General features: G+C 65.1%; 19 protein-coding genes. 7 read left to right on the top strand and 12 right to left on the bottom strand.

The features are described 5' to 3' along the window. The 4 genes from QQ977_RS08870 to QQ977_RS08855 form a co-directional block, all read right to left on the bottom strand. Positions 1 to 240, bottom strand: coding sequence for a PRC-barrel domain containing protein (locus QQ977_RS08870; protein WP_285925343.1), 240 nt, complete (start codon positions 238 to 240; stop codon positions 1 to 3). Positions 241 to 342: 102 nt separating this feature from the next. Further along, positions 343 to 1272: an alpha/beta fold hydrolase gene (locus QQ977_RS08865; protein ID WP_285925342.1), complete on the bottom strand. Its 930-nt coding sequence runs from the start codon at positions 1270 to 1272 to the stop codon at positions 343 to 345. Between the two features lie 44 nt (positions 1273 to 1316). After that, entirely contained in the window at positions 1317 to 2399 is a 1083-nt protein-coding gene (gene meaB, locus QQ977_RS08860; RefSeq protein ID WP_285925341.1) for a methylmalonyl Co-A mutase-associated GTPase MeaB, read from the bottom strand. Then, positions 2396 to 2812 carry a cobalamin B12-binding domain-containing protein gene (locus tag QQ977_RS08855; RefSeq protein WP_285925340.1) on the bottom strand — a complete coding sequence of 139 codons (417 nt, stop codon included), beginning with the start codon at positions 2810 to 2812 and terminating at the stop codon, positions 2396 to 2398. Before QQ977_RS08855 ends, meaB begins: the two co-directional genes overlap by 4 nt. Before the next feature lie 329 nt (positions 2813 to 3141). Here QQ977_RS08855 and QQ977_RS08850 point away from each other — a divergent pair, with 329 nt between their 5' ends. Then, positions 3142 to 3816, top strand: a complete 675-nt coding sequence (locus QQ977_RS08850) for an HD domain-containing protein (protein WP_285925339.1) — start codon at positions 3142 to 3144, stop codon at positions 3814 to 3816. 99 nt (positions 3817 to 3915) lie between these two features. On the opposite strand, the gene QQ977_RS08845 is transcribed toward QQ977_RS08850, so the two are convergent. After that, positions 3916 to 4371, bottom strand: coding sequence for a pyridoxamine 5'-phosphate oxidase family protein (locus QQ977_RS08845; RefSeq protein ID WP_285925337.1), 456 nt, complete (start codon positions 4369 to 4371; stop codon positions 3916 to 3918). A gap of 312 nt (positions 4372 to 4683) precedes the next feature. On the opposite strand from QQ977_RS08845, the gene QQ977_RS08840 reads away from it, so the two are divergent. Beyond that, complete coding sequence (locus tag QQ977_RS08840; RefSeq protein WP_285925336.1) at positions 4684 to 5856, top strand: hypothetical protein; 1173 nt, start codon at positions 4684 to 4686, stop codon at positions 5854 to 5856. A 2-nt stretch (positions 5857 to 5858) separates the two neighbouring features. Then, positions 5859 to 6068 carry a hypothetical protein gene (locus tag QQ977_RS08835; RefSeq protein ID WP_285925335.1) on the top strand — a complete coding sequence of 70 codons (210 nt, stop codon included), beginning with the start codon at positions 5859 to 5861 and terminating at the stop codon, positions 6066 to 6068. A gap of 20 nt (positions 6069 to 6088) precedes the next feature. Here the strand turns inward: QQ977_RS08835 and QQ977_RS08830 are convergent, their stop codons facing one another. Next, positions 6089 to 7465: an ADP-dependent glucokinase/phosphofructokinase gene (locus QQ977_RS08830; protein WP_285928688.1), complete on the bottom strand. Its 1377-nt coding sequence runs from the start codon at positions 7463 to 7465 to the stop codon at positions 6089 to 6091. A gap of 277 nt (positions 7466 to 7742) precedes the next feature. On the opposite strand from QQ977_RS08830, the gene QQ977_RS08825 reads away from it, so the two are divergent. Beyond that, a complete protein-coding gene (locus tag QQ977_RS08825; protein WP_285925334.1) occupies positions 7743 to 8705 on the top strand; it encodes a sugar phosphate nucleotidyltransferase in 963 nt (320 codons plus the stop codon). A 33-nt stretch (positions 8706 to 8738) separates the two neighbouring features. On the opposite strand, the gene QQ977_RS08820 is transcribed toward QQ977_RS08825, so the two are convergent. Together QQ977_RS08820 and QQ977_RS08815 are read right to left on the bottom strand one after the other, a co-directional pair. Continuing rightward, entirely contained in the window at positions 8739 to 9626 is an 888-nt protein-coding gene (locus QQ977_RS08820) for a universal stress protein (protein ID WP_285925333.1), read from the bottom strand. A 180-nt stretch (positions 9627 to 9806) separates the two neighbouring features. Further along, positions 9807 to 11051, bottom strand: coding sequence for a glycosyltransferase (locus QQ977_RS08815; protein ID WP_285925332.1), 1245 nt, complete (start codon positions 11049 to 11051; stop codon positions 9807 to 9809). Positions 11052 to 11149: 98 nt separating this feature from the next. Between QQ977_RS08815 and ppsA the strand changes: the two genes are divergently transcribed. Both ppsA and QQ977_RS08805 read left to right on the top strand, forming a co-directional pair. Beyond that, on the top strand, positions 11150 to 13420 hold the full coding sequence (gene ppsA / locus QQ977_RS08810; RefSeq protein ID WP_285925331.1) for a pyruvate, water dikinase: 2271 nt from the start codon (positions 11150 to 11152) through the stop codon (positions 13418 to 13420). A 7-nt stretch (positions 13421 to 13427) separates the two neighbouring features. After that, entirely contained in the window at positions 13428 to 14639 is a 1212-nt protein-coding gene (locus tag QQ977_RS08805) for a RimK/LysX family protein (protein ID WP_285925330.1), read from the top strand. 111 nt (positions 14640 to 14750) lie between these two features. Here the strand turns inward: QQ977_RS08805 and QQ977_RS08800 are convergent, their stop codons facing one another. The 3 genes from QQ977_RS08800 to QQ977_RS08790 all read right to left on the bottom strand — a co-directional run bounded on the left by QQ977_RS08800 (position 14751) and on the right by QQ977_RS08790 (position 17072). Continuing rightward, the gene (locus QQ977_RS08800; RefSeq protein ID WP_285925329.1) at positions 14751 to 15602 is read right to left on the bottom strand and encodes a class 1 fructose-bisphosphatase; all 852 of its coding nucleotides are present in this window, start codon (positions 15600 to 15602) and stop codon (positions 14751 to 14753) included. Position 15603: 1 nt separating this feature from the next. Continuing rightward, positions 15604 to 16398, bottom strand: a complete 795-nt coding sequence (locus QQ977_RS08795) for a class I fructose-bisphosphate aldolase (protein WP_285925328.1) — start codon at positions 16396 to 16398, stop codon at positions 15604 to 15606. Between the two features lie 113 nt (positions 16399 to 16511). Then, the gene (locus QQ977_RS08790) at positions 16512 to 17072 is read right to left on the bottom strand and encodes a DUF7409 domain-containing protein (RefSeq protein WP_285925327.1); all 561 of its coding nucleotides are present in this window, start codon (positions 17070 to 17072) and stop codon (positions 16512 to 16514) included. Positions 17073 to 17241: 169 nt separating this feature from the next. Here QQ977_RS08790 and QQ977_RS08785 point away from each other — a divergent pair, with 169 nt between their 5' ends. Further along, positions 17242 to 18096 (top strand): 3-hydroxyacyl-CoA dehydrogenase family protein, encoded by an 855-nt coding sequence (locus QQ977_RS08785; protein WP_285925326.1) that lies wholly within the window; start codon positions 17242 to 17244, stop codon positions 18094 to 18096. Between the two features lie 130 nt (positions 18097 to 18226). Here QQ977_RS08785 and QQ977_RS08780 read toward each other — a convergent pair whose 3' ends face one another. After that, on the bottom strand, positions 18227 to 19273 hold the full coding sequence (locus tag QQ977_RS08780) for a phytoene/squalene synthase family protein (protein WP_285925325.1): 1047 nt from the start codon (positions 19271 to 19273) through the stop codon (positions 18227 to 18229). Between the last annotated feature and the right edge of the window lie 5 nt (positions 19274 to 19278).

Here is a 19278-nt window from a genome sequence, read left to right as displayed (position 1 = left end):
CTAGAGGCGTTGCAGTCGAATCTCGTCGTCGGTGACCGATTCGACGTTTGACTCCTCGAGGGCGTAGGTCTCCTCGTCGGCGTCGCCCCAGCCGAGTTTCGACGCGATAGTGTCGGTGATGCCGGGGTCGGGATCGACGTAGGCGGTACCGCCCTCGACGTCTTCGATGAGACCGATCTTCTCGCCGTTTGCGTTGACGACACGTTTTCCTTCGTCGTCGCCGGTTATGTTCGGAGACATACAGTAGACGATCCGGGAGAGACGAGACTGTATCTGTTGCCTGCAGGTGCCGCGGCGATCAGCTCGTCGACAGCGACATCGGCGCGAGCGACGCCGTCTCCGTTACGCTCGAGGAAGCTCCGACTCGACGTACTCGAGAAACGCCTCGGGGTGTTCGGCGTGGGGTAACAGCGTCGCGTAGTCGATCACGACCAGTTCGAGGTCTGCGGCTTCGGCCAGCTCCCGGCCTTCCCGGAGCGGGACGAGTTCGGCGTCTCGCCCCCAGACGAGCGTCACGGGGACGTCGAGAGCGGCGAGGTCGGCCTCGAGATCGACGTCGGGATCGAGCGTGCCCGCAGCGAACGACGCCGGGGCGAAACGCGCCCCGGGCTGGTGGGCGCTTCGCCAGGCGTACTCGAGTTCGTCGGCGTCGATGCTGGCCGGATCGTAGTACCCCTCCCGCTCGAGAAAGCGCCGGATCGACGGCTTGCTCGCGAGGGCGTTGAACAGCGTCGATCCGACGATCGGCGTCCTGAGGAGCGTTCGCAGCCACGGACGCTCGCGAGCCGTCTCGGCGGTCGGACAGATCAACACGAGGCGATCGATCTCGGTCTCGATCTCGTCGGCGGCAACGACGAACGAACCGGCCAGCGAGGAGGCGACGACGATCGGCTCGTCGGTCACGTCGGCGACGAACGCACGGACGAACGCCGTATAGATCGTCGGCGAGTAGACGAGCGGCGGCCGGTCAGACCGGCCGAATCCGGGGAGGTCGACCGCGATCACGTGGAAGTGCTCGGCCAGCATCTCGAAGATCGGCTCGAACTCGTAGCTACTTGCCGCCGCGTGAACGCCGTGTAACAGGAGAAGTTCCGGATCCGACGGATCGCCGGCCGTCGTGTAGGTGACGGTCATCCCGCGCCAGCGGTACTCGCGCTCGACGCCAGACAGCGGGTTTTCGAGTTCGCCAGCGCGTCGCTCGAGCAACCGATTCCCGACGACCGCCGCCCCAACCGCACCGGTGGTGGCGGCGAGTGCCGTTCGAAGCGTCATACCGCCAGTTTCGACGGCAACGGGCTTAGATCTGGGGACGACACTCAGTCGATCGGTTCGAGGGGTTCGCGCTCGAGCGTATCGATGCACTCCTCGACGGGCGCTAACGCGTCGCCGGCGATCGCGTACGGATCGGTCTCGCCCTGCCGAACGGCCTCTGCGAGTTCGCCGATGCCGCCGGCTCGCTCGAGTTCGTCCTCGAGCAGGGCGTGGACGTCCTCACGAAGCAGGGTTCGGATCTCCTCGGCGTATCGCTGGCGGGCCTTCTCGGCGAGTTCGCCCGAGGACTCGAGGTACGCGCGGTGGTCGGCGAGTGCCTCGATGAACGTGTCGACGCCGTCGCCTTCCGTGGCGACGGTCTCGACGATCGACGGCGTCCAGTCGTCCGTATCCGTCTCGTCTACGTCGTCGTCGGCGTCGCCGCCGTGGACGTCCATCGCGTCCGCGCCGTGATGGCCAGTGCCGCCGAAACTTGTGCCCTCACCGAGTTCGATCATCTCCGAGAGTTCCTGTACCGTCCGGTCCGCGCCGGGTCGATCGGACTTGTTGACGACGAAGACGTCCGCGATCTCTAAGATGCCGGCTTTGAGCGTCTGGATCGAATCGCCAGAGCCCGGCGGAACGAGGACGGCGACGCTGTCTGCGGTGCGGACGATGTCGATCTCGTTTTGGCCCGCACCGACGGTCTCGATGATGATCTTGTCCTTGCCGAAGGCGTCCATCGCCTTGACGGCATCTGCGGTCGCCGTCGACAGCCCTCCGAGGGTGCCGCGTGCGCTCATCGACCGGACGAAGACGTCCATGTCGCCGACCGTCGAGGCCATCCGGATGCGGTCACCGAGCACCGCGCCGCCGGTAAACGGCGAGGAGGGGTCGATGGCGATCACGCCGACCGTCTCACCTCGATCGCGGTAGGTCTCGGCGAGTTTATCCACGAGCGTCGACTTTCCCGCGCCTGGACTGCCAGTAATTCCGACCACGTCGGCGTTTCCCGTATGGCTGTACAGCGCCGAGACGAGGGCCCGATATCCCGGCGAGCGGTTCTCGATCTTCGAGATCGTCCGTGCGAGCGCCCGATGCTTGCCGGCAAGCAGTTCCTCGAGCAGTTGCTCGTCGTTTTCGTTCATCGCTCCGGGGCGTTCTCGCGGACGAACTCGATCGTCTCATCGATGGAGGTGCCGGGACCGAACACCGCCGAGACGCCTTCTTCTTTCAATCCTTCCTTGTCCTCGTCCGGGATGACGCCGCCGGCCAGTACGAGCGTATCCGCTGCCGCGTCGTACTCCTCTAAGCCGTCCATGATCTTCGGAATGAGCGTGTTGTGTGCTCCCGAGAGGATGGAGATACCCAAGACGTCGACGTCCTCTTGGACCGTCGCTTGCACGATCTCCTCCGGAGCCTTGTGCAACCCGGAGTAGATCACTTCGAATCCGGCGTCGCGAAACGCACGTGCGATGACGTGTGCGCCACGGTCGTGACCGTCGAGACCGACTTTGGCTACCAGACACCGGATCGATTCCTGCTCTTGTTCGCTACCCATGCTACAGTGTTTCGGACGCTCTCGTTTGACTTTAACGGAAAATACCAAGGATTGTTTCGACATTCCTCGTCTCGTCGTTCGTGGCAGTGATCGTACCTGTCGCGACAGCCGCTGTACTCCCGACCGCGAGCCGTGACGACGCCGTCGAGAGGGCCGGGCACACCGTCCCGGACAGACGTATCGGTTGGCACGAACGTCACGAGATTGGCCGTCCGAGGGCGGCGTTGTCCGAGCCTTTCACAGCGAAGCAACCGAACCAAAGGCTAAAGAGCGAATCGGCCTATCATTCGTATAATGACTACCGCTCGTATGCTGCGGAGGGATCTCTCGTGGGCGTCGAAATAAGAGAAACGAAGGTAAGCGACGCCGAGTTCGAGGCGATGCAGGAGTTCGTCTTCGAATATCTCGCTGCCAGCGTCGAGAAAGAAGACGAGGGCGGACGGATGCGCTGGTACCCCTGGCACTCGGCGGAGTACCGGCACAACCACATCCTCAACGTGGTCGACCTCGCCGAGGAGATCGCCCGCAGCGAAGGCGCAGACGTCGACGTCACGCGCGTCGCTGCCCTCTTTCACGACGTGGCGAAACTCGAGACCGATCAGGAACTGCACGCCGAAGCCGGCGCACGCGTCGCCAGAGAGTACCTCGAGTCTCGTGGCGAGTATCCAGAGTCGTTCGTCGAGCAGGTGTGTCGTGCCATCGAGAACCACTCCTACCAGGGCGATCTCGAGGACCTCACGCTCGAGGCCCAGTGTCTCGTCGAGGCCGACCTGCTCGATAAAGTCGGCGCGAACGGGACGGCGTTGATTCTGTTGCGGATGGGCTATGAGGCACGGTCTCACATGGACGCCGACGAAATGGTCGATCGGGTGATGGAACGGGGTATCGACGCTGCAAACCGCGTCCGAAGCGATACCGCCGAGAGCATCGCCCACCAGCGACTCAAACGCGTCCGCTGGTTCCGCGAGTGGCTCGAAGACGAGATCGCCGTCATGGGCGAGTGACGTCGACGGTCGTGGCGTCGCCTGTCAGCACTCGAAAAAGCGGCCCGATTACAGCGGTAGCGAGGCGAAAGCCCATCGGCTTTAGCCGTGTGGTGGATGTCAGGCGCCCGAGTCGTCTTCGAGTCCGCTGAGTTCTTCGACCGTAAGTGCGAACCCGCGCAGTTTCCCTTGCGGGTCTGACGTGGAGAACAGGCTCGGATACCAGGCATTGTCCTCGATGGCATCGACGAGACCGTCCCACTCGTCGTCGTCGATCTCGCGGATCGGTCCACGGACCACCACGCTCGTCCAGTCGAACTTCCCGCGGACGTCGTACGTCACGAGCGACGCACGGCTGGTGTCCTCGGCGAATGCGACCTTTTCGCTGTCGGCCGAGTAGCCGAGAAAGCTCACGTAGACCGTCTCCGTCTCTCCTGCGTAGCCAAACGAGATCGGCACCGCGTACGCCTCGTCTCCGCTGGCGAGCGACAGAACGCCGGTTCCCCGGTCCCGAAGGATCTCCTCGCACGCCTCGTGGCTCAGTTCGGTCTCCGACTCGGTAAACTCCGGTGGCATGTGAAACAGCCACACGTAGGACGACCGAGCGAAAAAACCTGCTGGTGGCGTCGGTCGGTAGCCGTCCGACGAAGACGGCGGGAGTCGTGTCGCAACCGCACGACAGCGGTTATCAATAGCGTAGAATGCAGGCATAACGACCTTCGGTACTACCACCGAGAGTATCGCTAGACCGCGATCAGCCGGTACGTGGGCGTTTACGAGAGTCGACACGAAACCGTCCGATTCGCCGAAGGCGACAGTTCGTCTCGAGATCTCGGCGTGTCCACCCGTCACTGTCGGCTCACGACTCGTCCAGGCGGCTATCGAAGCATGTCAGAACAGGATTCCGACGATCGAATCGCGACGGTTCGTGAGCGACTCGAGGGGGCGAGCAGGCGCGAGTTCCTCCGGACGGTCGGGACCGGCGCGTACGCGCTGGGAGTGGCACACGCACTCGGTGCCGAGGAGTTTCTCTCGGCCGGAAGTGAGACGATCCCCGTCGTGACGGCGCTGGTCAGGGACGATCCGTCGGATCCGACCTCGATCACCGAACGGACTCGACCCGTTCCCGAAGACTGGTACGCTGCGGTCACGAAGGCCGTCGAGTTGAACGATCTCCTCGCTCAGACGCCGATCGCGGGCTATCTCGGCAGCACGGTCGTACCCGGCGGCTACGACTCCGGCAGCGCACGTATCTCGGTCGAGATCGTCGCCGAGGAGTTCGATCGGGCGATCGACACCATCGGACGGCTCCTCGAGGGGATCCCTCACGACGTCGAGGTGGTCGAGACGGTCGAGGAACTCGAGGACGGTCACGAAGACGTCACGCCCACGTTCGCCGAGACCGTAAGCGAGCCCATTCCAGGCGGGATCGGTTGCCAGACCGACGGCGACTTAGCGACGCTCGCGCCGGCGCTGTATCACCCGACTGAGGGACCCTGCTTCGCGACGGCAAGTCACGCCTACGCGTCGATCGACGACCCGCGTGACGAGCCTCTCGAGGTCCCGATCCTGGATCGGGAGAACGAGGATCTAGATCAGGTCGAGGTCGCACGCATTCGTCACGACCATCCCGTCGAAGACGTCGTCGTCGCCGCCCCGGTCGACGGCTACGAACCCGATAGCAGACTCGACGGAGCAGTCACCGAACGCGTCCGTGGTCAGTTCACCCGGCTCGGGTTAGCCACTCTCGTCGCCGAAGACGAACCGCTCGAGAAAGTCGGCACTATGACGGGGCATACGACCGGCGACATCCAGGGGATCGACGCGGTGACCTGTCTCACCGACGAGTACTGCCGGCGCGACCAGATTCGGTGGGGCGAAGAGATGGACATGACCGACGGCGACAGCGGTTCGGTGAGCTACCATCCCGATCCGGAGGCGATCGAAGACGGCGTCCTCATCGCGGGATTCAACAACGCCCGGACGTGGTGGCCGGGACAGAACTACGTCTGGGGCACCGCCGCTTACCGACTGACCGAGAAGTACGGCTATCACTTCTGAACATGACACGCACGAGTCGCTGGCGAACGATCGTTGCGAACGGCTGGCGGCTCCTCGCGGACCTCCTCGCGATTGCACTGTGGGTGTTGCTCGTGACGTTGCTCGCGCTCTCGGGGAGCTGGACGCGGTGGCAGTTCTACCTCCTGCTTCTGGTAGGCGTCGTCGCGTACGTCCAGGTGACCTCGCCGTGGGCGCGTCTCGAATCGGACTGAGCCATCCGTATGAGTGGGTCTCAGCCGCGGTCGTTGGCAACGGCGAGTTCGAGGACGAAACTCGAGGACGAGACGATGTCGCCGATGCCGACCGTTCCCGCCGGGTCGTCGACGACGCGGTTGGGACAGGCAGCCACTGTGGGGGTCACGAGAACCCCATCCTCGGCCGTCTCGCCGAGATGATCTGCCAGCAACTCGATTGCGTCCCGCCCCATCGCCGAGGGCTCGTACTCGAGTCCGGTCTCCAGGTCCGCGGGTGACGTTATCTCACCTTTCGCGGCCTTGGCTGCGGCGTTGACGGCGGAGAACTCGAGCCCCCGGCGAAGCGCCTCCGGCGAGTGATACGATTCCATCACGGCGAGGTGGTACTCCATCGCGTGCAACTGGAGACAGTCGACGCCGAGTTCCTCGCGGACCGCCTCGAGCATCCGGTAGTGGTCGAGAATCTCGTCCGGTTCGAACGGTGTCGCCTCCGACGGCGGCTCTGCGACGGCGTCGATCCCCGCGTCGTCGTGGAGCATGGTCAGCTCGTGGGTGTCCGCGCCCACGACGTTCGCCGCCGGTAAGATCCACTCGTACATGCTCTCTCTGAGGTCGTCGTCGTGGGTGACGGCGTACTCGATGTGGACGTCGACGTCGCCTCCCGACCGGAGTCGGCGGATGACCTCGCGTGCGTGGCGGTGTGTCTCCTCGTAGCCGTCTTCGACGTGGTCGGGCGTGAGGTTGTGATACCCCGCCAGTAACGCGCCGTCGACGACCTCGCCGACCTGGCCGACTCGCTCGTCGAGCTCGCCCGCGCTCAGGTCGAACTCCGGCGGTCTCGAGGCGGCGATGAACCGGGTATCTTCCCGTGCAGTCACGCCGAAGAGGTCGTCACCCTTCCGAAACTCGAACACCCAGTTGATCTTCGTCCGATCCGTGTTGACGGCGTCGGGCAGGGGAACGTAGCGCACCTGTCCGTCCTCGACGGTCGGATACCCCACCTCGTCGGGGCGTTCGAACATCGAGAGCTGTCGCTCGGAGACCAGGTACGTGTACGTGATCGGCGACGTCCCCAGCGCGGTGAGCAGGTTCGTCATGATCCCCGCCTGACCGCCCATCTGCTGGCTGTCGGGCTCGAGTTCCGCCTCGAGCGTCCGCGCGAACGCGTCTGCCATCGCGATCTCGTCGCCCCGGCCGGCCGCCATCGTGTGCGCGATCGCCGCCGCGAGTTCGCGTTTGGACTCGAGCGGGCTCGAGGGAAGCGCCGTTCCGGGATCGGACGGCCGCTCGAGAAACGACTCGAGTTCCTCGTCGACCCGGACGATCGCGTCGACGTTCGCGTTGTAGGCGACGAACACCGGTAAACCCTCGAGTGCGTCGACGTCGGCCTCGAGTTGGGTGCGGGCGTCGGTCATCTCGCCGGCTACTCCCATACCCAGCGGGTTAATGCTGTGCCCGATACGCACCGGCCGTCGATCGGGTCGAACCGGTCGCCACGATTGTGGGTCGGTCCAGCCGGGGATCGCGGGGGTGAAAACGTTATACCTGACGTCGTGGGAGTTCGGAGGGGACCGCCCGGATACGTATGCGTGTACACAGGCGACCGTTCGACGGACGCGAACCGAGTCGATTCGCGCAGGCCGAGCCGAAACGACGGGGTCGACAGCCGGGAGCGACCGGCGAGGTGAGCCGATGAACGCCGTCGTCCTCGCCGGCGGCTACGCGACCCGGCTGTGGCCGATCACGAGACACCGCCCGAAGATGTTCCTCCCGCTCGGGGGGGCCACCGTCCTCGATCGACTGTACGCCAAACTCGAGGCCGACGACCGGATCGAGACGGTCTACGTCAGCACGAACGAACGCTTCGCTCCCGACTTCGAGGCCCACCTGGCCGACGGCGACTACGACAAACCGCGGCTGTCGATCGAGGAGACGCACGCTGAAGACGAGAAACTTGGCGTCGTCGGGGCACTCGGCCAGCTGGTCGAGCGCGAGGGAGTCGACGACGACCTGCTGGTGATCGCCGGCGACAACGTCTTCGACTTTTCGATCGCGGACTTCCTCGAGTACTTCGACCGACGCGAAGGGCCGACGATCGCCGTCTACGACGTCGGCGACCGGGAACGGGCCAGGTCCTACGGGGTCGTCGATCTCGAGGACGATCGCGTCGTCGACTTCGAGGAAAAACCCGACGACCCGCCGGGGACGCGCGTCTCGATCGGTTGCTACGCGTTTCCCCGCGAGACGCTGTCGTTGCTCGAGACGTACCTCGAAGAGGGCAACGACCCGGACGAACCCGGCTGGTTCGTCTCCTGGCTCCAGGCCCGGGAGCCGACCTACGCCTACGCGTTCGACGGCAGCTGGTTCGACGTCGGTACGCGGGAGAGCTACTTAGACGCCGTTTCCTGGCAACTGGACGGCGAGTCGCTGGTCGTCGACTCGGCGACTGTCGAGAACGCGACGATCGGATCGAACGTCCACGTCATGGCAGACGCGACCGTCGTCGACGCCGACCTCGAGCGGGCGGTGGTCTTCCCGGACGCGACGCTCGAGGGAACGACCCTGCAGCGATCGATCGTCGACGACGGAGCCACGCTCGGCGACCGCGAGTTCGTCGAGGCGATGATCGGCGAGTACACGCGGATTCCGAAGTGACGGATCGGCCGTGGCCGAACGCGACGACGACCATCACGGCGAGTCGGCGCTGACGGGTACACAGAACACCGGGACGTCGGCCTGACGAACGACGTTCTCGGTGACACTCCCCAGGAACCACTGTCCGATTCCCGTCCTGCCGTGGGTCCCTATGACGATCAGATCGACGTCCTCGTCGGTCGCGTACTCGAGGATGACGTCCGTCGGCGACCCGGTCGCGATCGATCCGGTGGCGTCGACGTCGGCGTCGCCGGCACGCTTCCGGACGGACTCGACCGCCGTTTCCCCTCGGTGTCCGAGCGCCTCCGGGACCTCGTCACCGATCGCCGAGAAGGGACTCGTGTCGATGGCGTACAGCGCGTGAACGGTCGACTCGAACCGATCTGCAAGGGCAATCCCCCACTCGGCTGCGATCTCGGCGCCGTCGCTGCCGTCGGTCGGCAGGAGGAGCCGATCGAACGCCACGTCGTCGATCGCGGGCTGGTCCGCGTTCGGGGGCACCGCGAGCACGGGCGTTCGAGCGGTCCGGAGGACGTTCTCGGTGACGCTGCCGAGCAGGATTCGGTCGATCCCGGCCCGTCCCGTCGTTCCCATAGCGACGACGTCGATCTCGCGTCGGTTGGCGTACTCCCTGATCGACTGGAACGGAATGCCACGTCTGACCACAGTCGTCACGTCGACCTCCTCGTCGTAGTCACGGGCCATTTGCTCGACCGTCTCGACCGCCCCCTCCGCCTGCGCCTCGAGCGAGGCGAGCAGTTCGTCGTCGTACTCTGGCGGCTCGTTGCCAGTCTCGACGACCGAGAGGACGTGGACGTCGGCACCGGTCCGCGATGCGAGCGCGATCCCGCGTTTCGCCCCCGAAAGAGCTCCGTCGCTGTCGTCGGTCGGTATCAGCACCCGCTCGATGAGCCGACTCATGGGTAGCCACTCACCGTCTCGTCAGATAATGGTGTAGGGAATGATAGCAGACCGACACACCAGCACAGCCTCGTCGTTCAGAACGAGGGCTAAACTCGAGCGATATTACAATATACGCTCACTTGTCGAGATATTTATGCCTAACTGAGTGCTGACATTCGCAAAGACGATTCACAGCGATCACGACTCGAGGTCGCACACCTCGAGAAAGATCTCGAGTAGCTCCTCGAGCTGGCGGGGCAACAGGAACCGATCGCGGACGTGCTCGCGAGCGTGTTCGCCGAACCGTCGTCGACGTTCGTCGTCCTCGAGGAGGCCGGCGACGTGGTCCGCGGCGCTCTCGACGTCCTCGGGCTCGACGAGATAGCCGTTGTGGCCGTCCTCGATCTGAAGCGGGATGCCGCCCACGTTCGAACCGACCACCGGGGTACGCTTCCAGAGTGCTTCCGAGACGACGAGGCCGAACCCCTCGCGGAGAGACTTCTGGACGACGACGTCGGACCGACGCTGCAGGACGTTCACCGCCGTATCCGGCAGGTCTGTCAGCACGTGCACGTTCGGATCGTCGACCGCCTCCTCGGCGACCCGTTCGTACAGCTCTAGCCCCTCCGGATCGTCGCCGGCCATCCCGCCGACCAGCGCCAGTTGCAGCTCCGGAATCGACTCGCGGGCGCGACGGTAGATTTCGAGGGTACCGAACTGGTCTTTCCACGGATCGAACCGCGACACCTGCGTCACGAGCGGCGCGTCGAACGAGAGGGGATCGAGTCGGTCACACTCTGCCGTTGCCGTCTCCTCGTCCAGCGACCGGTTCTTCGCCGTCAGCGGGTCGATCGAGGGGTGGACGACGCTCGTCTCCGGGCCATCGATCGCCGCCCCGTAGGCCGATCGGCTGACGATCGCGTAGTCGACCTGCTCGGCGTAGTCGGTGACGAACGTCAGGTACTCCTCGACGGGATCGGTGAGGTCGATGTGACAGCGCCAGACGATCGCTGCCTCCGGCATCGTCTCGCGTATCGACTCGATCGCACCCAGCGGCTGTGGGTCGTGGATCACGACGACGTCGTAGGTCTTCTCGAGTTCGGCGGCGTTTCGCTCGTTTACCTCGCGATAGGTCGCTTTCATCGCCTCGGTCAGCGGCGATTCGCTGCCCTGGAGCCCGTTGTGGATCGCCTTCGTCACCTCGAAGAAGTCGTCGCCGGCGTCCATCACGAGCCAGTTATCGTCGAGACCGAGGTCACGACAGAGGGGAACGATCGACCGGAGCAACTCCGCGACGCCGCCGCCGGTCGCCGTCGAGTTGAGATGGAGGATGCGGGCGTCCTCGAGCGTCGCTGTGAGTTCTCGGAGCCGCTCGAGCCGATCGTCATCCGTCACGGCAGCGTACGCCTCGATCGATCGGTCCGGGAGCGAGGGCGGGTGCATCGTCGGTACCGGTCCTACCACGACGGTACTGGTATCAGTTGTGGGGCACAGTCTCCCCACTGCTTTATTGCCGTACTCGTAGTCGGATCGCCAAATCGATGACCGAGACCGAATTCGTCCAGTGGCTGGAAGACTGCAGCGGCGAGGACACGGCAGCGGTCGGTGGCAAGAGCGCGAACCTCGGCGAACTCGCCTCTCTCGACGTGCCGGTCCTGCCGGGGTTCACGACGACCGCGTCGGCCTACGACTACTACGTCGAGGAGACAGGGATCGAGGCGACGATCGCCGACGAACTCGAGGGACTCGACGTCGAGGACGTCGCCGATCTCCAGAAACAGGGCGAGCGAATCAGGCGGACGATCTCGGAGGCCACGATGCCCGAAGAGCTCGCGTCCGCGATCGTCGACCGTTACGACGCGCTGGCGTCACGCCTCGAGATCGACGACCCCGAAGTCGCCGTCCGGAGCTCCGCGACCGCGGAGGACCTCCCCGATGCCTCCTTCGCTGGCCAGCAGGAGACGTTCCTGAACGTCGCCGGCGAGACCGAACTGCTCGAGTCGATCAAACACTGCTTCGCGTCGCTGTTTACCGATCGGGCGATCGCCTACCGCGAGAACAAGGGCTTCGATCACTTCCAGGTCAAACTCGCCGTCGCGGTCCAGAAGATGGGGCGGGCCGACCTGGCGTCCTCGGGCGTGCTCTTTACCCTCGATCCCGACACCGGCTTCGACGACGTCGTCACGATCGAGGCGGCCTACGGCTTCGGCGAACCGATCGTCCAGGGTGTGGTCGACCCCGACAGATACGTCGTCTTCAAGCCGACGACGGGAATCGTCGAGAAAGAACTCGGCGGCAAGTCCCAGCGAATGGTCCGTCGAAACGGCGGCACCAAACTCGAGTCGGTGCCGGAGGACAAGCGAGAGGCGTTCGCGCTCGACGACGATCGGATCCGGGAGCTGGCGACGTACGCGACCCGAATCGAGGAGCACTTCGAGACGCCACAGGATATCGAGTGGCTCGTCGACGGCGATCTCGAGGAGCTGTTCGTCGTCCAGACCAGGCCCGAGACAGTCCACGGGGCGACCGAATCGAACGTCATCCGCACCTACAGTCTCGATGAGACGGGCGAGCAGTTGCTCGAAGGCGTCGCAATCGGCAACGCGATCTCGAGCGGAACGGTCCGGGTTCTCTCGGATCACCGGGAGATGGACCAGGTCGAGGAGGGCGACGTCCTCGTCACGGAGATGACCGATCCGGACTGGGTTCCCGTCATGAAACGCGCGAGTGCGATCGTCACCGACCGGGGCGGCAAGACCTCCCACGCCGCGATCGTCTCCCGGGAGCTTGGTATCCCGGCGATCGTTCGCACCGGAGATGCGACCGACGCGCTGTCGGACGGAACCGACGTGACGGTCGACTGCTCGACGGACACCGGCCGCGTCTACGAGGGCGACCTCGAGTACGAGGTCGACGAGGAAGTCGTCGACGACCTCCCCGAGACCGACACCGACGTCAGGCTGATCCTCGGCGATCCCGGCCGGGCGTTCGCGCTCGCGGACCTGCCGGTCGACGGCATCGGGCTGGCGCGCGAGGAGTTCATCGTGACGTCTCACGTCGGCTATCACCCGCTTGCGCTGCTCGAGCGTGGCGAAGAAGAACGGTTCGTCGACGCGTTACGAACCGGCGTCGCGAAGATCGGCGCCGCGTTCTATCCCGACGAGGTCATCTTCAGACTAAGCGACTTCAAGACCGACGAGTACCGCAACCTCGAAGGAGGCCGGCGGTACGAACCCGAAGAGGATAACCCGATGCTCGGCTGGCGCGGCGCGTCCAGGTACTACGACGAGGCGTTCCAGGAGGCGTTTCGCCTCGAGTGCGAGGCGCTCCGGCAGGTCCGCGAGGACGTCGGACTCGACAACGTGATCGTGATGGTCCCGTTCTGTCGCACGGTCGAGGAAGGCAGGCGCGTCCTCGACCTGATGGCGGAGTACGGCCTCTCGGGAGACGGGATGGACGTCTACGTGATGGCGGAACTGCCCTCGAACATCGTCCTCGCGGATCGGTTCGCAGAGCTGTTCGACGGTTTCTCGATCGGCTCGAACGACCTCACCCAGCTGACCCTCGGCGTCGATCGCAACTCGGAGAAACTCGCCCCGCTGTTCGACGAGACCGACGAGTCGGTAAAGCGATCGATCGAGTCGGTGATCGAGACGGCCCACGACCACGACCGGCCGGTCGGCATCTGTGGCGACGCCCCCTCGACGATCTCGGGATACACCGAGTTCCTGCTCGAGGCAGAGATCGATTCGATCTCGGTCTCGCCCGACGTCGCCATCGAGACGCTGCTTGAGGTGGCAGAACTCGAGTGACCGAACGATGACCGTCCGGGTCGGCGTCCTGAGCTTTCACAATAGCAAGGAGTCGAAAGCGATCTGCAACGCCGTCGAGGACCTCGGCCACGAACCCGTCTGGCTCCGCGAGAAGAACGTCCTCGTCCGGTTCACGGACGAGGGGTTCGTTCTGGAGCCGGACGCGGACGTGATAATCAACCGGCTGTTGCTGTCGACTGCACAACAGCCGGCCGAAGCTGCCGGGTTCGCGAACGCGATCGCTCGCTTTCGCCCGATCGTCAACCACCCCGACACCGCGGCGCTTGCCTCCCACAAGATCGCGGCGGGCGCGGCGCTGGTCGCAGACGGCGTTCCGGTCCCCAAGACGGCACTCGCGCTCGGATCGGAACCGCTCTCGCGCGTTCGCCACGAGTTCGGCGAGGAACACGTCTACAAGACGGTCGTCGGGACTCACGGCGGGGGCGCCTGGAAAGTCGACCGGACGGACCTGCTTACCGGGAGCGTCGGGTCACGCCGGGCGTTCCTCCAGGAACTGGTCGGGACAGCGGGCGAGCGACCGCGGGACCTTCGCGTCTATGTGGTCGACGACGACGTCGTGGGAGCGATGTACCGCTACGCGGCCGACGAGGAGTGGCGAACCAACGTCGCACGCGGCGGTACCGTCGAGGACGTCACGGAATCGCTGCCAGAAACCGTCGACGAAATCGCCAGACGGGCGACGCGCCGGAGTCCGGCGCCCGACATCGCGGCGCTTGCGATCGAACGCGCCGGCGGATCGGTCGACGGTGACCGGGTCGCGACGCTCCGGGAGACGCTGGACGACTCCGTCCCCTCCTGCGTTCCGAAGCCGGATCAGTCGGCCGAGAGCGACGCGGCGACCGTCGGCCTCACCGAACGCGTCGTCGTTAGCGGCACGACCGACACGAGAGCCGTGGTCGGCCGCGCCGATACGGGGCGCTCGCGAACGCGCATCGACCTGCAACTCGCGGCGGCGATCGGCGCCGGTCCCATTCAGGTCAGCGATCCCGCGGCGAGCAAGGGCAGAACGAACGGCCGCCAGCCGGTCGTCGACGTCGTCGTCGGGATCGCCGGCACCGAACGCACCGTCGACGCGACGGTCGAGGATCGGTCGTCGTCGGCGTATCCGCTACTGCTCGGTCGCGACGTGCTGGGAGACTTTCAAATCGACGTCGGCCGACGCTTCGACGAGCGAGGCGACGAATCGTTCGGGGAGTGATACGGTTTGCTGTAAGTCAGTTCCGGCGCAACCGCGACACGTCCGGCGGTTGCACCGGTAAATCGTTACAGCAGTCCGTATGAGGAAAAGTCCGGACGAGACCGGTTCGGCTCACTCGAGTACGTCCTCGAGGCGATCGATCAACGCGGCGTTGCCGACGTGCAGGGGAACCCTGTCGTGGAGGTCGGTTGGCTCGACCTCGAGGATCGACTGGGTCCCGTCGGAGGAGCGCCCGTCAGCCGCCTCGATGAGGTACGCGATCGGATTGCACTCGAACTGGAGGCGGAGCTTTCCGCGGGGGCTGTCCTCGAGGGCGGGATAGGCGAAGATGCCGCCGTAGGTCAGCACCTGGTTGACGTCGCCGATCATCGCACCGCCGTAGCGGAGCTTGTGGCTCGGATCGGACTCGACCTCGCGGGCGAACTCACGGAACCCCTCGGTCCAGTGGGGGACGCGGCCGCCGAAGCCGTAGACGAGCGGGTCGTCGGGAAGCGTGACGTCGTCCTCGACGACGGTTCGCTCGCCGCCGGTGAGTTCGTACTTCGTGACGACCCCGTCGCGGGCGTAGGCCATCGTCGTGATCGGCCCGTAGAGGATCCAGCCGGAGGCGACGAGTGCGGACCCCGGTGCGGGGAGCGGTTCGTCGTAGATACCGAACACGGTCCCCATCGTGTTGTTCGACTGCAGGTTCGACGAGCCGTCGAGGGGGTCGACGGCGACGTACACCTTCTCGTCCCCGCCGTCGATGATCTCGGATCGTTCCTCGCTTGCGTACTGGCCGACGCCGTCGATCGACGACAGCCGGTCGGCGAGCAGGTCGTCGGCCCAGACGTCGGCCTCGGCCTGGAGCTCGCCGCTTGGGTTCTCCTCGTCGGCTTTGCCCCGGCGACCGACCAGTCCCTGGCGGATCTCGGCTGCCGAGCGGGCGATCGTGGCGACGACGTCGTCGACTGGATCAGTCATCCTACTCGGTCGCCTCGAGGGCGGCGTCTGCGGTTTCGCCCTCGTAGATGACCTTCTCCAAGGCGTCGAGGATCCGCGTGGGGTCCTCGCGCTGCCAGACGTTGCGGCCGACCGCGAGGCCGCTTGCCCCGGCGTCGATAACGGCCTCGACCGTCGAGAGGAACTCGTAATCGGAGGTCTTCGAGCCGCCGCTCATGACGACTTTCATGTCGCCGGCGCAGTCGACGGCGTGGGCCATCGCCTCCTTATTGCCGGGATATTTGACCTTCGCGACGTCGGCACCGAGCTCGAGGCCGATGCGGGTCGCATACGAGATCGTCGAGGGTTTGGTGTCGTTTTTCAGCCCCTGGCCGCGCGGATACGACCACATGACGACCGGCAGGTCGTGCTCGCGGGCGGCTTCCTGGACGTCGCGAAACTCTTCTGCCATCTCGACCTCGTGGTTCGAGCCGCCGTAGAGCGTAAAGCCGACGGCGTCGGCACCGAGCTCGGCAGCGTAGTCGACCGACCAGTTGACCGCCGAGTCGGGCTCGCCCATCCAGAGGTTAGACGTCCCGTTTATCTTCGCCAGCAGGTTGACGTCGTCCTCGTAGCTGGGGTAGTAGCCCTCGGCGACGCCTTTCTGGACGGCCATCGCGGTGACGGCGTCGTGAGTCGCCGTCTCGAACACCGTCGACGGATCGAGTTTCTCCGGTACCTCGTCGAAATCTACCGGTCCGTGCTCGAGACCGTGGTCCATCGCCAGAATGAGTACCTTACCGTCACGGACGATCGGGGAGTCGTCGATCGGAATCATCTGCTAAATGCTCCGACAGGGCCGTATAAATCTCTGATGGTCGTCGTGCAATGAATTTACTTCAGATCGTAGTTAACAGCCGAGTCGGCGGACGAGCGGGGCGATCTCGATCGTCAGTCGGCGACGAGTTCTCGCGCGTTGTGTCGCCAGGTCCGGACGTGAAGGATGTCCAACTCGAGTGCCCGTGCCACTGCGGTGGCGTCGATCGTCGCGAGCCGTTCGGCGGAGACGACGCCTGCCTCGGCGAGACGAGACGCATCGTCGGGACCGACGGCCGTGACGGCGGTCACCGGCGTCGGTCGTGGGTACGGCCGTTCCTCCTCGTCCGACGGCGTCGGTTCGTCCTCGGCTCGCGAGCGCGCCGCCTCGAACGCCTGCCACTCCTCGTCGGCGCTTGCGGCGATCCAGGCCCGTTCCTCCTCGCCGAGGCCGCGAATCTCGCTCGAACGCCGGTCGAGGTCGCCGTCGGACTCGAACGACCACGGCAGCGAGAGCCGCCGCCGGAGCGCCGTTGCGACCCCCTCCTCGACGCCAGCATCGAGCAGGGTCCGGTAGGAACACTCCTTCTCGAGGACGGCGTCGGGCTCGATACCTGCGTCCTCGAGGCTCGCTCGCTCGTCGGCGTCGAGCGTTCGGACGGTCGGTTCCGTGTCGTCGACGACGTGTTCTGTCACGCGATTCACCGATCGTCCGTAACTCGGACCGTCACGCCTTGAAAGTTATCTTCTCGTGTTACCGAGTCGACCCCGTAACGGCGCGGCCATCCACAGCGATCGTGTCAAATATTGCACCGGTCCAGTTGCATCGGCAGACTTACGTAACCCTCCGGCGAATCGGCCCGATATGGTGCGTGATACCATCGACCGGATCGGCGTCGTCGGCGCAGGAACGATGGGCAACGGCATCGCCCAGGTCGCTGCCACGAACGGCTACGACGTCGTGATGCGTGACATCGAAGAAGCGTTCGTCGAAAACGGGTTCGACTCGATCGAGGGGAGCCTCGAGCGGTTCGACTCGAAAGGCCACCTCGACGAATCGCCCGAGGCGATCGTCGAACGTATCGAGGGGACGACGTCGCTTGCCGACCTCGCGGGCTGTGACGTCGTCGTCGAGGCGGCACTCGAGGAGATGGACGTCAAACAGGACATCTTCGCCGACCTCGAGGAGATCGTCGACGAGGACGTCCTGCTTGGAACGAACACGAGCACGCTCTCGGTCACGTCGATCGCATCCGCCACGGAGACGCCCGGGCGGGTCGTCGGTCTGCACTTCATGAACCCCGTTCCGATAATGGAAGGGGTCGAAATCGTCGTCGGCGAGAAAAGCGCCGACGCGGCCGTCGAGTTAGCCCACGACCTCGCCGAGGACCTGGGGAAGACGACCTGGGAGTCCGACGACAAGCCCGGCTTCGTCACCAACCGCATCCTGATGCCCTGGATCAACGAGGGAATCCGCGCCTACGACGAAGGTGTCGCCACGAAAGAGGACATCGACGCGGGGATGGAACTGGGGACGAACGTCCCGATGGGGCCGCTGACGCTTGCCGACCAGATCGGGCTGGATATCTGTCTGCACGCCTCCGAGACCCTCCACGAGGAGCTGGGCGATCGCTACAAACCGGCGTACCTCCTCAAACGCAAGGTCGAGGCCGGCGAACTCGGCAAGAAGACGGGGAAAGGCTTCTACGAGTACGACTGAGTTCGGCCGGAACCAGATACGACGGGCGAGCGTCGACTCGAGGCCGACGTCGGATCGCGATACTTCGTACGGAGCAACCGCAGGGCGGCTCGCTGTTCTCCGATACCTCGGTACAGCAGACCGTATCGTATCAGCGATGCAGCGGTTTCTCTGCCATCTCCTCGCGGAGATCACCGATGCTCGCGTGTGTGACGCCATCCTCGAACTGCTGGAGCAGGGCATACACTTCCGCGCGCGAAACTTTGACGTTACCCTCGCGGACGACGTCCTCCGGCCGCTCGCGAAGTTCGCGGAGCGTACCGACGGCGAGCAAGTAGGGAATCGCCCACGCCGAGAGGGTGTTGCCGCGGTGTTCGGGCAACACCTCGAGATAGCGCTGGGCGTCGTCGAGGTACCGTTCGGCACGACCGGTCACGCGCCGGACGACGTCTGTCACGCCGCCGTGATTGTCCGCTTCGACGACGCAGTCGACGTCGACGTTCTCCTCGGCGAGCCACTCCGCGGGGAGGTAGACGTTGTTCTCCTCGCGATAATCGGGCTCGACGTCTTTGGCGATGTTGACGAGCTGTAACAGGAGCGCGAACGAGCGGGCGTTCTCGCGCAGCTCTCTGGCCCGATCGGGCGAGGTACCGCGAGCGACCAGTCCCGTGATGAGCGTGCCGACGGTGCCGGCGGCGTACCAGCAGTACTCCTCGAGTTCCTCGACGGTCTGTAAGCGAAGCCCGCCCTCGTCGGCGTAGCGGTCGGTGAACATCGCCATCCCGTCGACGAGTTCTCGGACGGGGTCGCGCATGATCTCGCGGGGCTCTGCCTCGAGCGACTCGAAGGTCGCCAGCACGCGGGGCGTGTTCGCGACGACGTCCCAGTCGTCGGTGCGCTCTTCGGGAATCCATGGCTCGACGTCGTCCATGAACGTCTCGACCGCGAGTGAGTCCTCGGGGTCGAGCAGCCGATCGTACGTCGAGAGGAGTTCGGTCTGTGTCTCGGGCGGGACGTGACCGGCGTCCTCGATCGTGTCGGCAACTCGACAGAGGAGATACCCGAGACAGATGTGTCTCGCCATCGGCTCCTCGAGTCGGTCGACAGTGATCGAGAACGTCCGCGAGACGCCGTGAACCGCCTCGTAACACCACTCCATGTCGGCGTCGGTTGCACGCCCGGTCTGTCCCGTCGTCATTTACT

The organism is Natrialbaceae archaeon AArc-T1-2 (assembly GCF_030273315.1).
Classification (GTDB): domain Archaea; phylum Halobacteriota; class Halobacteria; order Halobacteriales; family Natrialbaceae; genus Tc-Br11-E2g1.
Note: the sequence above shows the minus strand (reverse complement) of the source record. Positions and strands in the feature narration are given on the sequence as shown.

Coding starts and splice junctions, on each gene's coding strand:
- QQ977_RS08870 (WP_285925343.1), bottom strand. CDS start 240: ATGTCTCCGAACATAACCGGCGACGACGAAGGAAAACGTGTCGTCAAC.
- QQ977_RS08865 (WP_285925342.1), bottom strand. CDS start 1,272: ATGACGCTTCGAACGGCACTCGCCGCCACCACCGGTGCGGTTGGGGCG.
- meaB (WP_285925341.1), bottom strand. CDS start 2,399: ATGAACGAAAACGACGAGCAACTGCTCGAGGAACTGCTTGCCGGCAAG.
- QQ977_RS08855 (WP_285925340.1), bottom strand. CDS start 2,812: ATGGGTAGCGAACAAGAGCAGGAATCGATCCGGTGTCTGGTAGCCAAA.
- QQ977_RS08845 (WP_285925337.1), bottom strand. CDS start 4,371: ATGCCACCGGAGTTTACCGAGTCGGAGACCGAACTGAGCCACGAGGCG.
- QQ977_RS08840 (WP_285925336.1), top strand. CDS start 4,684: ATGTCAGAACAGGATTCCGACGATCGAATCGCGACGGTTCGTGAGCGA.
- QQ977_RS08835 (WP_285925335.1), top strand. CDS start 5,859: ATGACACGCACGAGTCGCTGGCGAACGATCGTTGCGAACGGCTGGCGG.
- QQ977_RS08830 (WP_285928688.1), bottom strand. CDS start 7,465: ATGACCGACGCCCGCACCCAACTCGAGGCCGACGTCGACGCACTCGAG.
- QQ977_RS08825 (WP_285925334.1), top strand. CDS start 7,743: ATGAACGCCGTCGTCCTCGCCGGCGGCTACGCGACCCGGCTGTGGCCG.
- QQ977_RS08820 (WP_285925333.1), bottom strand. CDS start 9,626: ATGAGTCGGCTCATCGAGCGGGTGCTGATACCGACCGACGACAGCGAC.
- QQ977_RS08815 (WP_285925332.1), bottom strand. CDS start 11,051: ATGCACCCGCCCTCGCTCCCGGACCGATCGATCGAGGCGTACGCTGCC.
- ppsA (WP_285925331.1), top strand. CDS start 11,150: ATGACCGAGACCGAATTCGTCCAGTGGCTGGAAGACTGCAGCGGCGAG.
- QQ977_RS08805 (WP_285925330.1), top strand. CDS start 13,428: ATGACCGTCCGGGTCGGCGTCCTGAGCTTTCACAATAGCAAGGAGTCG.
- QQ977_RS08800 (WP_285925329.1), bottom strand. CDS start 15,602: ATGACTGATCCAGTCGACGACGTCGTCGCCACGATCGCCCGCTCGGCA.
- QQ977_RS08795 (WP_285925328.1), bottom strand. CDS start 16,398: ATGATTCCGATCGACGACTCCCCGATCGTCCGTGACGGTAAGGTACTC.
- QQ977_RS08785 (WP_285925326.1), top strand. CDS start 17,242: ATGGTGCGTGATACCATCGACCGGATCGGCGTCGTCGGCGCAGGAACG.
- QQ977_RS08780 (WP_285925325.1), bottom strand. CDS start 19,273: ATGACGACGGGACAGACCGGGCGTGCAACCGACGCCGACATGGAGTGG.